This is a genomic window from Streptomyces iconiensis (assembly GCF_028657195.3).
Classification (GTDB): domain Bacteria; phylum Actinomycetota; class Actinomycetes; order Streptomycetales; family Streptomycetaceae; genus Streptomyces; species Streptomyces iconiensis.
The window spans coordinates 49099-61758 of record NZ_JANCPR020000021.1 but is presented as its reverse complement, the minus strand read 5'-3'; the positions used below and the strand labels follow the sequence as shown (position 1 = coordinate 61758).

At 70.9% G+C, this 12660-nt stretch carries 12 protein-coding genes; 2 read left to right on the top strand and 10 right to left on the bottom strand.

Annotated elements, in window-relative coordinates; all coding sequences use genetic code 11:
* Positions 1–220: 220 nt before the first annotated feature.
* Complete coding sequence (locus tag NMN56_RS21525) at positions 221–877, bottom strand: MBL fold metallo-hydrolase (protein WP_274042020.1); 657 nt, start codon at positions 875–877, stop codon at positions 221–223.
* A 77-nt stretch (positions 878–954) separates the two neighbouring features.
* Between NMN56_RS21525 and NMN56_RS21520 the strand changes: the two genes are divergently transcribed.
* Entirely contained in the window at positions 955–1380 is a 426-nt protein-coding gene (locus tag NMN56_RS21520) for a MarR family winged helix-turn-helix transcriptional regulator (RefSeq protein WP_274042019.1), read from the top strand.
* Positions 1381–1626: 246 nt separating this feature from the next.
* On the opposite strand, the gene NMN56_RS21515 is transcribed toward NMN56_RS21520, so the two are convergent.
* Positions 1627–2937 (bottom strand): outer membrane protein assembly factor BamB family protein, encoded by a 1311-nt coding sequence (locus tag NMN56_RS21515; RefSeq protein ID WP_347178630.1) that lies wholly within the window; start codon positions 2935–2937, stop codon positions 1627–1629.
* Positions 2938–3361: 424 nt separating this feature from the next.
* On the bottom strand, positions 3362–4798 hold the full coding sequence (locus NMN56_RS21510; protein ID WP_274042018.1) for a sugar porter family MFS transporter: 1437 nt from the start codon (positions 4796–4798) through the stop codon (positions 3362–3364).
* 423 nt (positions 4799–5221) lie between these two features.
* Between NMN56_RS21510 and NMN56_RS21505 the strand changes: the two genes are divergently transcribed.
* Positions 5222–5671 (top strand): SRPBCC family protein, encoded by a 450-nt coding sequence (locus tag NMN56_RS21505; RefSeq protein WP_274042017.1) that lies wholly within the window; start codon positions 5222–5224, stop codon positions 5669–5671.
* A gap of 110 nt (positions 5672–5781) precedes the next feature.
* Here NMN56_RS21505 and NMN56_RS21500 read toward each other — a convergent pair whose 3' ends face one another.
* The 7 genes from NMN56_RS21500 to NMN56_RS21470 all read right to left on the bottom strand — a co-directional run bounded on the left by NMN56_RS21500 (position 5782) and on the right by NMN56_RS21470 (position 12477).
* The gene (locus NMN56_RS21500) at positions 5782–7020 is read right to left on the bottom strand and encodes a cytochrome P450 (protein ID WP_274042016.1); all 1239 of its coding nucleotides are present in this window, start codon (positions 7018–7020) and stop codon (positions 5782–5784) included.
* 139 nt (positions 7021–7159) lie between these two features.
* Complete coding sequence (locus NMN56_RS21495) at positions 7160–7360, bottom strand: ferredoxin (RefSeq protein WP_274042015.1); 201 nt, start codon at positions 7358–7360, stop codon at positions 7160–7162.
* A 142-nt stretch (positions 7361–7502) separates the two neighbouring features.
* Positions 7503–8150: a TetR/AcrR family transcriptional regulator gene (locus NMN56_RS21490; RefSeq protein WP_274042014.1), complete on the bottom strand. Its 648-nt coding sequence runs from the start codon at positions 8148–8150 to the stop codon at positions 7503–7505.
* 5 nt (positions 8151–8155) lie between these two features.
* Entirely contained in the window at positions 8156–9475 is a 1320-nt protein-coding gene (locus tag NMN56_RS21485) for a cytochrome P450 (RefSeq protein WP_274042013.1), read from the bottom strand.
* A 383-nt stretch (positions 9476–9858) separates the two neighbouring features.
* On the bottom strand, positions 9859–10305 hold the full coding sequence (locus NMN56_RS21480) for a lasso peptide biosynthesis B2 protein (protein ID WP_430542661.1): 447 nt from the start codon (positions 10303–10305) through the stop codon (positions 9859–9861).
* On the bottom strand, positions 10302–10562 hold the full coding sequence (locus NMN56_RS21475; protein WP_347178629.1) for a lasso peptide biosynthesis PqqD family chaperone: 261 nt from the start codon (positions 10560–10562) through the stop codon (positions 10302–10304). Before NMN56_RS21475 ends, NMN56_RS21480 begins: the two co-directional genes overlap by 4 nt.
* The gene (locus NMN56_RS21470) at positions 10543–12477 is read right to left on the bottom strand and encodes an asparagine synthase-related protein (protein WP_274042012.1); all 1935 of its coding nucleotides are present in this window, start codon (positions 12475–12477) and stop codon (positions 10543–10545) included. The genes NMN56_RS21475 and NMN56_RS21470 overlap by 20 nt, the downstream gene beginning before the upstream one ends.
* Between the last annotated feature and the right edge of the window lie 183 nt (positions 12478–12660).

Here is a 12660-nt window from a genome sequence, read left to right as displayed (position 1 = left end):
TGACCAACGGGAGCGGTCCCGCTCAGGTCAGCCCGGAGAGCCGGATGCAGCCGGCGCTCGACGGGGCCAGCTTCACGGCATCCTCCTTGCCGGGCCCCTTTCCCCCGACAGCGTCACAGCGAGCCCGGACCGTGGTGGAGTCCACGCTGACAGGGACAGGCCCGCTCCGTCCCGCCCGGCCGCTCGCGCTACGGGGCCGATCATCGACGGTCGCGGACGGTCACTCGACCGGCTCGGCGCCCATCGCGACGGACGCGCCGGCGGGCAGGTGGTGGTAGCGGGCGCCGATTCCGGGGCCGTTGTCGCCCAGAAGGCCGCCGACCATGGTGGCACCGACGTCGTTGAGGGCGCCGTCATGGATGGCGCAGACCTGGCGGGGGCCCACCTCGCGTACGTAGTCGATCAGCTGCCCAGTGGTGGACCAGGGGCCGTGGACCGGCAGCAGCAGGGTGTCGACGGCAACGTCCGGCACGGTGAGGGCGTCTCCGGGGTGGAAGAGTGCGCCGTCGATGAGGAAGCCGATGTTGCCGACGCGCGGGATGTCCGGGTGGATGACCGCATGCCATGTGCCGAGCACTCCCACGTCGAAGCCGGCAGCCGTGAACGCCGCTCCCTCTCCGACGGCGGTGACCCTCCCGCCGAGGCCGTCCAGCCGCCTGGCGACGGCGGTGTTGGTCCAGATCCGCAGGGCGGGATTGTCCCGAGCGGCCCTGCGGAGCGCCTCCTCGGAGAAGTGGTCGAAGTGTTCATGGGTGACCAGGACGGCGTCGGCACCGTCGAGTGCTTCCGGGCCGGTCAGGCCCCCGGGGTCGACGACCAGGCGGCGGCCGTTCTTCTCGATACGGACGCAGGCGTGGCCGAACTTGGTGAGATGCATGTGGACCTCCTTGGCAGTGCCATAACTATACAACCAAGCTGTACAAATTAATTGTACAGCTCAGCTAGGATGGGGCCATGGACGACGAGGCACTGGCTGAAGACCTGCGAGAAGCGATCGGTGAACTGGTCCGCGCCGTGCGGACCGCCGACACCATGCCGCCCGGAGAGGCCGCCGTCCTCGGCCACCTCGACCGGAGCGGCCCGCAGACGACGGCCGAACTCGCGCACCGACGCGGAGTGACCCACCAGTCCGCGGCCAAGTCCGTCAAGGAGCTCATCGACAGCGGCTGGGTGCGCGCCGCACCTCATCCCAGTGACGGTCGCAAGCTCGTCCTGCACCTCACCGACACCGGACGCGCCCGCCTCCAGCAGGAGCGCAGCCAGCGCGCCACATGGCTGAACACCGCGATCCACGACGCGCTCAATCCCGACGAACGGCGACAACTGCGCGACTGCGTAACCCTGTTGACCCGCCTCACCACCCGCATCACCGGCCAGTGACCAAGAAACGGGGGTGCCTCGTCAGGACAGCGCCCGAGGACAGGGCCCTCAGAACAGTGCTCCCAGGAGAGGCTCGAAAGCGCCCCCTCGGCCTGGCGCTTGGAAGTCTGGTCCCCTTCGCGGGGAAGGAGACCTGGAGGTGGGCAGAGTCCCCTCAAGGCGAGGGCTATCGGGGCAGCGCCCCAGGCGCCCGGCCGACGAGGCCGACGGGGAAAGAGGCGAAGCCCCACGTGGTCCCCCGCCCGCTCACCGGGCCCCGCGAGCGCTCTGGTCCGGCAGCGGGTACGCCGTCAGGTAGTACTCGCTCCGCCCTGACTCCTGGACCAGGTACATGCGTTCGTCGTCGTTCCTCAGCGCGGTGACCGACATGTCGCGGTTTCCGGAGCCGTTGTCGATGGAAGGGACGGCCCCCTTCTTGGTGACGCGTCCCGAGTCGAGGTCGGCCACGGCGAACCAGCGCTCCTGGCGGGACTTGCCCGTCCCGCGTTTCTTGCGTTCCGTGACGACGCCGTAGAGCCGGTCGCCCGCGATGCCGGAGGGATCGAATTGTCGCGAGCCGTTGTTCCTCAGCCGCCACAACCGCTTTCCCGTACGGGGCTCGTAGGCGTGAAGGTCACCCACGAGCAGATCCCTGCCGGACCCGGCCCAGTCGTCGTGCTGCACGACCAGACGGCGTTTGCCTACCGGGGCACCGTCCGCGTAGGGGACCAGAGAGAAGTCCTCGTTGGTTCCGCCGACTTCGTGGAGCAGCTTTCCGTGGTCGTCGTACGTCCGCAATTCGCTGATCGCCGAGTGCATCAGCGAGGTGATCAGGGGGCGGCCGGACAGGGTGTCGGCGAAGACCGCGGGGACGGTGAACCTCTCCTCGCGCCGCCAGACCCTGCGGCCCGAGTCCACGTCGTACGCGGTCAGCTGCTGCCTGCCACGGATGTTTTGCGCGCTGAGGGTCACCAGCCGCCGGTCGATGGCAGCCGTGGTGCTGGGGCAAGCCGGGCATCCCTCATGGTGGCGGGACACGACGTCACCGCTGCGAAGGGACACACGCAGCGCTGGGCCGGAATGGGGGGCGACGCCGATGGCCTTGTCACCGACGGTCAGCGACGGGCGTACGTAGGTTGACTCCTTGCCCGGGAGCCTCTTCTCCCACAGTCGCTCACCGGTCCTGGTATCAACGGCGGCGAGCCGCGGACAGGTGCCGCTGCTCTCCTGCTGCCCGTAGGCGGCGGCTGCGATGCCTTCCTCGTTCGGCGGCGCCACCGCGCACAGCAGGCCCATCCCCTCCGGCGGCTTCAGCGACCACTTCCGCGTTCCGGTCCGCGGGTCCCGCCCCTCCAGCCGTCCGTCCCCGGCTCGTAGCATCACGTGCCGTTCGGTCACCCAGAGGTCGGTGTCGCGGGCGTCGACGGCGACATGCTTCTTCCACAGGCGCACGCCGCCGTCTGAGGCCGAGGCACCGCCCTCCTCTGTGCAGCCGGCGACGGCCGTCGCCATGCCAAGCGCCAGAACGACGAGTACGGTCCCGCTGGGACGTGCCCATAACCGTCTGCCGGACTTCACTGGCTTCCCCCCGTTACTGAAGTGGGTCCTCCAGGTCCTCGGGCCCCTGGAAGAGACTCGGATCCTAGAAGAGAAGGCACTCCCCCGTACGGGAATTCGACCGTAGGTCCCAAGAGTCCTGTCTCGGCCTGCCCGCCTGCTGCGAGCGGCAGCCGAAGGCGCAGGAGATTCAGGAGTCCGGATCCTTGACGCGAGTCAGGGACGGCGGAGGGGCACGGCGTTGGAGGGGCATCCGGTTCGCAATCCGAGTGCGCTGCGGACCGCTCCTGAGTAACACGGCTTCAGCAGTGTCACCACTCCCCGCCCTCGGCGCAGACCGTGGGCATGCGGTGGTGGCGCTTTGTGCGGGTTCCGACGGAGGGCCGGTGAACGAGGTTCCTCGGGGCCTCGTCTCAGTTCTTGAATGACCGCCCCGCTCAGGGCACTACCGCGCCGGCCGCTGATAGGTCTCGCCGGTCATGGACTCCAGCTCGCGCTGCTTCGTCTCGGGGATCTTGGCGCGGACGAAGATGAAGGAGGCCAGGGCGAAGAAGGCGAAGGCGCCGTAGAGCCAGGAGAGGCCGACTTTGTCGGTCATGGGTTCGAAGGAGAAGGTGACGATGAAGTTGAAGATCCAGTTGGAGGTGGTGCCGATGGCGAGGGCCATGGCGCGCATGCGGTTGGGGAACATCTCCGCGAGGAGGATCCACATGATGGGGCCCCAGGAGAGGGCGAAGAAGACGACGAAGGCGTTGGCGCCGATGAGGGCCAGGGGGCCGTACGGGTCGGGCAGGCTGACGTCCTCCCCGCTGCCGCGCTGCTGGGAGAAGGCGACGGCGGTGAGCGTCAGCGCGAGGAACATGCCGACGGAGCCGATGGTCAGCAGCCTGCGGCGTCCGACGCGGTCGACGAACAGCATCGAGACCACGGTCATGACGACGTTGATGCCTGCGGTGATGACGGACGTCGTGAAGGAGTTGGACTCGCTGAAGCCGACCGACTTCCACAGCGTCGTCGAGTAGTAGAAGATCGCGTTGATGCCGACGAGCTGCTGGAAAGCGGCCAGGATGATGCCGACCCAGACCAGCGGGTGCAGCCCGAAGCGGGGGCCGCGGATGTCGCGGAAGCTGCTCTTGTGCTCCTTGCGTAGCGTCTCGCGGATCTCGTCGACCTTGGCCTCTGGTTCGGCGACGCCTGAGACCCTGCGGAGGACGCCGGCGGCCTTCTCGTCCTTGCCTACGAGGACGAGGTAGCGGGGCGATTCGGGGATGACGAACGCGAGGATGCCGTAGACGGCGGCGGGGATGACTCCCACCAGGAACATCCAGCGCCAGGCCGGCATGCCGAACCACAGTTCGTGCGCGGAGCCGCCGGCGGCTCCGGCCAGTCCCTTGTTGGAGCTGAGGACGACGAGCTGGCCGATGGTGATCGCCAGCTGCTGGAGCGAGCCGAGTGCGCCGCGGCCGGAGGCGGGGGCGACCTCGGAGATGTAGGCGGGGGCGATCACGGAGGCGATGCCGATACCGAGGCCGCCGATGACGCGCCACAGCAGCAGATCGGGTACCGAGAAGGCGAAGGCTGAGCCGGCCGAGCTGATGATGAACAGCGCCGAGCCGAGCAGCATCACCCGGCGCCTGCCCCAGCCGTCGGCGAGCCGGCCCGCGTACCAGGCACCGACCGCGCAGGCGAGCAGCGCGATGGAGACGACGAAGCCTGAGAGGAACTCACCGAGGTGGAAGTGTCCGCTCAGGGCGTCCACCGCACCGTTGATGACGGAAGAGTCGAAGCCGAAGAGGAATCCGCCGACCGCCGCCGCGATCGAGATGCCCACGGCCTTGCCGTGGTGGCTGGATGGCTGCGCTGCCGAGGCCGTCTCAACCATGAAGAGCGTCACCTTGCCAAGTTCTGTGTGCGGTTCGTGTCCTCGTCCGTGGGTGCCCCGGAGGAGATGCCGTACTCCTCGCAATGTGCGCATTCCGGGCCCAGCCGCAGGTCAGCGTACGGGGCGCAGCGGGCCCACGCCGGTACCAGCGCACCGGCGTCGCCCGTTCTTTCTGCGACAACACCGGTTGGGCCACCGATGGCCCTCTTCGCCAGGGAGACAGCCCACTTATCGGACGAATTCCCGGCGGAGGCGGGGTCGAGGGGCCGGGGGCTTTGCTGTTCGGCGGGCGGCGGGTGCGCGTTCTCCCGGTGGGGCCGTGCCCGTCGGTCCACGGGTGCGGTTCCGAGTCGTCGGGGAGGTGCGGGGGCGGTGGAGGCCAACGGGGTTGTCAGTGGGGCGTCGTACGCTTTTCGGCACCGTGTGGGGCTGCTGATCGACGGTCGTAGCCGGCCGCGGTGGTCCTCCGGGCCGGACGAGCTGGTGGCGGAGCGTTCGAGCGGGCTCGGTCCCGAGGGGCGCGGCGGTGTCGGGGCGGTCCGCGCGTTGCGTACGGGTCGGGTTGTCACCGGGGAGCGGCTGACGGAGCTGGTGCGGGGTCGGCGCCTGGCGTACGAGGACGCCTTCAACCATGTGCTGAGGGACTACCGGGCTGTGGTCGGGCTGGAGCCGGTCAACGGGGGTGGTACGGCGATAAGTTGGCACGGGGCCTGGCGTATGCGGCCCGGTGTCGGCTGGGTCATGCCGTTCGTTCTGCCCCGGGTGATGCGGCGCATGGCTGATGACCTCGCCAGCTGTTCGGCTCAGGAGTCGGAGACCGGGGCGGAGACCGCGGCGGAGATCGGGGGCGGGGCGGACGAGCCGCGGTCTTGATGCGCGTCGGGCGCGGCAGCCCGCGCGTGCGGGCGGGCTTGGCTCGTTGCCGCCCGACCGGGTGCCGCGACTACGCCGGTGCGCTCTCCTCCGGGCGAGGGTCTGGGGCGCTACCAGGTGACCGGGAGTTCGTGTACGCCGTAGATGACGGCGTCGTGCTTGAAGGGCACCTGGTCCGTTTCGACAGCGGTGCGCAGGGTGGGGACGCGGCAGAAGAGGGTGGGGTAGAGGATCTGGAGTTCCATGCGGGCCAGTGGCTGGCCGACGCAGTGGTGCGTACCGGCTCCGAAGGCCAGGTGGGAGCGGGCGTCGCGGGTCAGGTCCAGGGTGTCGGGGTCGGGGAAGGCGCTGGGGTCGCGGTTGGCGAGTTCGCTGAGGAGGATGACGCCCTCACCGGCGCGGATGGTCTCCCCCGCGATGTCGATGTCCTCCAGCGCCGTCCTGCGGCGCCCGAGGTGGACGATGGAGGGGTAGCGCAGCAGTTCTTCCACGGCGTCGGCGATCACCTTGGGGTCGTCGGCCTCGCGGATGGCGGCCAGTTGTCCGGGGTGCTCCAGCAGCAGGAGCGTACCGAGGGTGATCATGTTGGCGGTGGTCTCGTGCCCGCCGAGGAGCAGCAACACGCCCATGGAGGCCGCCTGTTGACGGGTCAGCTCTCCGGCCCCGACGCGCTCGCCGAGCTGGGTGAGCAGGTCGTCGCCGGGGTCGGTGGTCTTCCTGGCGACCAGGTCGTCGAGGTAGCCGGCGAGGTTGGTGTGCGCGGTGCTCCTGGCCTCGGCCGTGGCCACGGAGGAGACGATGGTCCTGCTGTTGGTCTGGAAGAACTCGTGGTCCTCGTAGGGCACACCGAGCAGCCGGGAGATGACGAGCGAGGGGAGGGGCAGCGCGAGCGCCTGGACCAGGTCGGCGGGCCTGGGGCCCGCGAGCATGCTGTCGATGAAGTCGTCGGTCATCTTCTGTACGACGGGGCGCAGCGCCCGCATGCGTTTGACGGTGAAGACGCCGCTGACCATGCGCCGCAGCCGGGCGTGTTCCGGGTCGTCCATGCCGACAAAGCTCATGTCCCGCCTTCCCCTGCCCGCCTTCTCGGGGTCGACGGGGCTGGGAAAGCCGGGGTGGGAGAAGTCGGCGCTGAGCCGGGGGTCGGCCAGCAGGGCCTTCTGTTCGGCGTGGCTCGTAACCACCCAGGGCGTGCTCCCTCCCCAGGACCGGACCCTGCTGACCGCGCCCCGGTCCCGGAGGGCACGCATCTCCGGCGAGACTCCGAAGGGGCATGCGGAGGAGCGGGGGTGGGGGAAGTCGGGGAACGGGTGGGCGGAGTTGGCGTCCGCCTCGGGCCTGGTGGTCATGTTGGTCCTCCGGCAGTCGGAACCGGTCGTCGGGGCACAGCTACCGGTCCGGGTGGGTGCGCTGTGCGGCTGGGCGTGCCGAGGCAGGCAGCGGAGGCGCCGAGCAGCGGCACGCTCCCGGCCGCGTTTCCCGGAACGCTCATGTGCCCTCGCTGAGGCGGATGGCGGCGGCGGGACACATCTCTGCGGCCTCCCGTACGGGACCGTGCTGCTCGGCCGGGGGTTCGGCGTCGAGGAGCATCACGATGCCGTCCTCGTCGCGCTGGTCGAAGACTTCCGGCGCGAGCATGACGCACTGTCCGGCGCCGCAGCACCTCTCCTCGTCAACGTTGATCTTCATGGGCTGGGGTTCCCTCCGGTACGAGGTAATGCGGACGGTTCGGCGTGGAGTGGTGATGCGAGCGGTTCCGTACGGGCGGTGATGCGAGCGGTTCCGTACGGGGGGATGGTGCGAGCGGCTCCGTACGCGGTCGGGCGAGCGGTCACGCCCTGCGCCGCGTGACCGGGGCCGTCAGCAGGCCGACGATCGCGTCGGTCAGCGCGTCGGCCGTGTGGGCCCAGGAGTGGTGCAGCAGGCCGGTGTTCTCGGCCAGGGCGCGCTCGCGTTCCGCGCACATGCTGGTGATCAAGTTGCGGGCCATGGCGCCGCGTTCGGTGCGTACGGCGGCCGGCACATCGGCCAGGCAGCGGCCGAGGCCATCGAGGATCTGCCGCAGGTGCGGACGGGTGCACGCCTCCTCGGAGACCAGGACGCGCATGGTGGGGTCGGTCATGACCTGGACCGTCAGGCGCGCGTTCCATGACGGGGTGCCGAGCGAGGCCAGGTGTTCGGTCGCCGGTCTGACCAGGGCGCCGACCCAGTCACGGAGGTCGTCGCTGTCGCCGAGAGCCGCCACGTGCTCGGCGCGGATCCGGTCGGTCTGCTCGCCGCGCCTGGTCATGATCGCGCGCACGAGGTCGGTCTTGCTGCCGAAGTGGTAGCCGACGACGGCGTTGTTCCGCTGCCCCGCCGCTTCGGCGATCTGGCGGTTGGAGACGACGGACAGACCGTGCTCGGCGAAGAGCCGTTCAGCGGCGGCCATGATCGCGTTCCTGGTCTCGGCCGTACGGTCGTCGCGTGCGGTCTTCACGGCGGTCACCACGTCACCGGCAATGCGCGCAACGGTGCGGTGAGCAGCCCCTCGTGTGCCCGCAGTTCGCCGGGGTCGACGGCGAGGCGGAGGGTGGGCAGGCGGCGCAGCAGTACGTCGAGTGCGGCCTGCATCTCGGTACGGGCGAGCGGCTGGCCGAGACAGGAGTGCGGGCCCGCGCCGAAGGTGAGATGCCGGTTGGGGCTGCGGCCCAGGTCCATACCGTGCGCGTCGCTCCATACGCTCTCGTCGCGGTTGGCCGACGCCATGCCGCACACCACGGTGGTCCCCGCCGGCACGGTGCCGCTGGAGAGTTCGGTGTCCTCGTGGGTGTAGCGGAGCATGCCGAAGTTGGCCCCGTTCGGGTCGTACCGCAGGCTCTCCTCCACCGCCGTGCGCACCAGCGAGGGGTCGGCCAGCAGGCGTTCCCATCGCTGCCGGTCGGCGAGGAGATGGGCCACCATCAGCGCGATGAAGCCGGCGGTGGTCTCATGACCGGCCAGCAGCAGCGCCTGGCCCGTGGCCACGAGCGCGTCCTCGCCCATCGGCTGAGCTGCGCTGCCCGTATCACCGGCGCCGCCCGTACCACCGGGCCCGCCCGTACCACCGGGCCCGCCCGTACCGCCGAACCCACCCGTGCCACCGGCCCCGCCCGTACCGCTCGCGCCGGTCATCAGCAGGCTGAGCAGGTCGTCTCCCGGCTCGGCGCGCTTGCCGTCGATGAGGGCGGCCATATAGGCGGCGAACTCCCTGTGCGCCGCGCGCATTTCCTCTGTTGTGTACCGGGTGGTGTTCAGGAAGGTGTCCGACCAGGTCTTGAAGCGGTCCCTGTCGCTCTCCGGGACACCGAGCATGCGGCAGATCACGTACACCGGCAGCGGGAACGCCAGCCCGCTGACGAGGTCGGCGGGACGGCTCCGCTCCGCCATGGCGTCGACGAGCTGCTCGGCCATGGCTTCCATGTCGGGCCGCAGCGCCGCCATACGTTTCGCGGTGAACCACTTTCCGACCGTGCGCCGCCACCGCTGGTGCCCCACCGCGTTGAGTGTCCGCGCCATCGGGCTGTCGAAGACGCTGCCCGCTTCCCCCGCCGAGACGCGGGCCGCGTCGGGCCGGGTCAGCCCCTCGCGGCTGAAGCGTGGATCGGACAGCGCCGTGCGCACGTCGTCGTACCGCGTCAGGAGTGACGCCTCGTCCCCGCTCGGGAGCGTGATCCGCGCGACCGGGCACTGCGTACGAAGCTCTGCCCACTCCTTCGAAGGTTCCAGCGCCGAGGGCGCCTTGAGCGGGTAGGGCAGCGACTCCGCGTTCCGCGCTTCTGTCACCGGGATCTTCCTCCGGGCTCGGGGGCGACTCCTGGACGGACCCGTGAACGGGCCCCTGGAGGCGAACGGACCCGTGGACGGAACCGGACCCGTGGACGTGAACGGTTCCGTGGACGGACCCACGGGCGGTCCCGTGAAGGGGTCTGTGCGGCGGGTCCGTGCTCGCCCGGCGAGTGAATACCTTCGGTCCGGCACTAGTCAAGCAGTTGACTTAAAATTGCCTCGGGCAACGATATGGGGAGGCGAAGGCCCGGCGGGTACGGGCGGACCTGGCCGTCGCCTCGCCGCAGACTCTCGGCGACCCGGCGGACGTGCCGGAGCCGCCGGCTGGTGGAACGCCGGGTACCTGATCATGTGGGGCTCCACCGACGCGCCGTTCCCGGTCATGCTGAGCGAGCGGAACGGCGGCGCCGGTGCGGCTGTTGTGGGGGGACGGTGAGCAAGGGGCGGTAGGTGGTGGTGTCTTCGGGTTCGCCTACGCGGCGGCCGTCGGCCTCGACCCAGGCATGTGCGGCGAAGGGTGGTGTGCGTACGCCGGTGCACCAGGTGGGCCAGGTGCCGCGTAGTCGGCAGAGCAGGGCTGTGGCGAGGGAACGGGGGAGGCAGTAGCGGCCCGAGCACAGGGTGCTGACCGAGGTCACGTCCTGCCGCGCCCGCAAGGCGGTGGCGTGGTCGGCCGGGGGCGCTCCGCGGCGCAGGACACGCAGGATCGCCTGCAGGCGCTTGGGGGAAAGGTGGGCCAGCAGCCGTGCGATGCCCACGGCCGTGTGCGCGGTGATGCGGCGGCGCAGCGGTGGGCGTGCCCCGTCGGGCTCCAGGATCTGACTCACGGTGTGCTCGTCACGAGGCCGGCGTGGGTGAGCTGGTCGATCAGCGCCGCCACGTCGGCCGCGGCGCGCTCGGGGGCCACAGGGCGGGCGGCGGCGAGCCTGTCGGTCACCTGCTCGGGGGTGGCACCGTCCAGGAGGGCCTGGAGGACGGTGGCGCCGGTGGCGTTGAGCTGCCAGTACCGGCCGTCGCGTTCGTCCAGCAGAACCATGCCGTCCTCGGTGGGACAGCAGGCGACATCAGGGCGCAGCTGGGTCAAGGGGATGCTCCTCCAGCGGATCGTGTGCGAGGTATGCGGGAGTGGGGTGGGCGGCGAGGTCGCGCAGCCACTCCTCGGCGCCCAGGGTGTTCTCCAGCGCGGGGGCGCCGCCGCCGTCGAGGCCGGGGCTGAGCAGCGCGCGCCGTAGCCGGGTCTCGTCGGCGACGCCGGCGGCAACCAGGTGCGAGGTGTCGGCCCACGCGGCGAGCAGGCGCCGGTTCGTCCTCAGACCGTCGTGCCATTCGGGGCCGCAGTGGTCCTTGGTCGTACGGGCGAGGAGGCGTGCGGGCACCAGTCCTGCCATCGCCGCGGCCAGCAGGGGCTTGTAGGACCAGGGATGGCCCGCTTCGTGCGGGCGCACGGCCAGGCAGGCTTCGAGGACGGCGTCGTCGCAGAAAGGGCTGTCCATCGGCAGTCCGTCCAGTGACGTGCCGTCCCTGAGCAACGCGGCGACACGTCCGGCCTCCTGGACCTGTTGGATCCACGACTGCCGGCCCGGATCGGCAGCCAGGGGCTCCGCGTGCTCGGCGGCGCTGCGCAGGAGCGTGGAGAGGTGGCCTTCGGCCTGCTCGCTCGCCCACGCGGGGAGAACGGGACGCGGCCCCCAGGACTCGGGCCCCGCGAGGTGCGGTGCGGGTTCGCTGAGCCGGTCCGCCGCCTCGGTCAGCCATGCGGAGTAGGGGCCGTCGCGCAGCAGCATCCGGGCGGTCGCCCACAGCGGCCAGCGGTCACGTGCCCTGAACCCGGCCGTGTGCCGCAGCGCCGTTGCCGGGCTGCGCCGCAGCAGTCCCTGCAGATAAGTGGCGGGCGGTACGAGAGCGTGGTCGCCGCCGTGACCCGACAGCCGGAGCAGCGCGCCCCGGGCACGCAGCGCGCCGGCCACGTGCTGCTGCCGTGCGCGGTCGCGGAGCAGGACGGAGGGCTCCTCCACGGGGTCGTGGCGCCGGCCGAGCCCGGCGAAACAGGGGGGCAGGTCGGCGGTGGAGAAGACCAAGGGCTGGGCGCCGGGCAGTTGGTCGGCGGCGTAACGGGCGTAGTGGTGGTCCTCGTTGCCTGCCGTGTCCCAGTGCAGCGTCGCGGTGACGAGTGAGGCCCCGGCCTCGGCGGCCAGGAAGCACAGGGACGTGGAGTCCATGCCGCCTGACAGGTCGGCGGCCAGTGTGCTGCCAGGCCGCACCCGCAAGGAAACGGCACGGCGCAGCGCTTCCCGCAGGTGCGAGGCGCCTTCGTGCAGGGGCAGTTCGGCGGGTGGCGGCTGCCACCACGTGGTGGTGCGGCAGGCCCCGTCGGGCGGCAGGCGCAGCGCCTGCCCCGGCGGAACGAGGTGCACTCCTGTCCACATCGCGGCGCCGGACAGCGGATACGGCAGCTGCGGGGAGGCGAGGGAGGCGGCGAGGCGCGCGGTGTCGGGCCCGGTGCCGAGGAGCCAGGCGAGGGTCCGTGCGCGGTCGGCGCAGACCGTCGCTCCCCCGATCCTGGCGCGGTAGACGCGACGGGCACCGGAGGCGCTGCCGCGTAGATATCCGTGTCCGTTCAGGGAGGCGGCGACGTGGAAGCTGCCGTGGAGTCCCGACAGCGCCTCCTCCAGATCCGCGACCGTACGTACGCGCTTCAGGCGGGCCGCCAGGCCGGCTCCGGTGGCCGATGACGTTCCCACCACCGCCAGCATGCGCGTACCGGCCGAAGCCGTGACCAGCTGCTCCCTTGGCCAGGAACCCAGCAGCCAGGGCCTCCCCGACGGGTAGGAGACCACGCTGTCGGCGCGTTCTCCGTCGCCGGCGATGCCGGCGCGCGTGGCCCGCATCCGCAGCCGGGAGAGCCGGCCTCCTTCCGGTAGGTCCCGGTCGGGGAGCGCCACGAACCAATACGGCGCCGTGGCTGACGCGATTCCCGTGGCTGCCATGGCTTCCTTCATGGGATCAGCTCCTCCCAACTGGTGGGCATGTACGTGGCGTTGGGCGTTGGGTCACGGTTCGGGCGGCGAACGCAGCTCGCGGCGCGTGGGGTGCGCTCGGGGCCCGCCCCCGGGGAGCCGTTAGCGGTGGAGGTCCCCGGGGGCGGGGGATGCCGGTCCCTGGTCCGCGTGTGCGGCCGACGG